The 1,114-nt window shown below is 38.3% G+C and carries 1 protein-coding gene; it reads left to right on the top strand.

Annotated elements, in window-relative coordinates; genetic code table 11:
• Positions 1 to 20: 20 nt before the first annotated feature.
• Entirely contained in the window at positions 21 to 722 is a 702-nt protein-coding gene (locus HMPREF0367_RS03945; protein WP_148449361.1) for an FAD-dependent oxidoreductase, read from the top strand.
• Positions 723 to 1,114: the final 392 nt, after the last annotated feature.

The raw sequence follows: 1,114 nt of genomic DNA, 5'->3' as shown, positions 1-1,114 counted from the left end.
AATGAACCTGATCTAGATGATTGGAAAAAACAAACCAGTTAGGCGGACAAATGCGCCTTGCCTGTCGTGCCCCATTTAAACAGGAAATTTCTAAATGGATGATCTATCTTCAAAATCAGTGCAAGAAATACAATGTAAATATTCTACTAAATCAAGAAGTCACAAGCGATACGATCAAAGAAAATAAACCAGATATCGTTATTGTCGCCACTGGTGCTACTCCTCACCTTCCTGGTTTTGCTGCTAAAGATAGCATCAATGCACATGATGTCTTGTCAGAAAAAGTATCAATCCCTGGTGGCAATGTTGCTATCATCGGTGGTGGTATGGTCGGAATCGAAACCGCTGAATATCTAACGATCAATGCCAAAGGGCCTATGATGACGACCATTATTGAAATGGCTGATTCAATTGGCCAAGGCATGGTACCAAACAATCTAGTTCCAACCATGCAGCGTTTAGCTCAGCATGGCACAAAGATCTTGACGCATACCAAAGTATTAAATATAAACAATAACGCGATTGAAGTCGAAAGCTATGGCAAGCCTACAAAATTAAGTGGTTTCACTCATATCATTTACGCAACCGGTGTAAAACCTCAAAATCATTTATACGATGAGATCAAAGAGGAAGTAGAAGCCTACTGTATTGGTGATGCCAGTCAACCAGCTCAAGCTTTAGAAGCTGTACGAAGCGCATATGAATTATCGATGAATCTGTAATGAAAGCTATAATAAGAAATCTCTTGCATCCATAAATGAAGTCTGCTGAAAAATCAAAAGGAGATCATTGATATTATTTTGCCTCTAGTTTATAATTCTTGTATCGATGCAAAAAGAAAGGGAGAAGTTGCCGCTTCTCCCTTTCGCCTTGTTTAGAAGTCGATGCTTATCACAACTTGATTGTGACTATATCAGAAGATGATTATTTCCGATATATTCAGCTGAATACCAGTAGGATCAACAAGATCAGAAGTAATTCTGTTGTAGAATACATTTCTGAAAGGCTCCTTTCCTTGATGGCCTACACCAAACTTCAATGTAAACTGCCGCATTTAGCCGACCTATTTATCAAGGCACATATTTTATCGTATGCATCTATATTGTCTTGAATA

The organism is Faecalitalea cylindroides ATCC 27803 (assembly GCF_000469305.1).
GTDB classification, from domain to species: domain Bacteria; phylum Bacillota_I; class Bacilli_A; order Erysipelotrichales; family Erysipelotrichaceae; genus Faecalitalea; species Faecalitalea cylindroides.
Note: the sequence above shows the minus strand (reverse complement) of the source record. Positions and strands in the feature narration are given on the sequence as shown.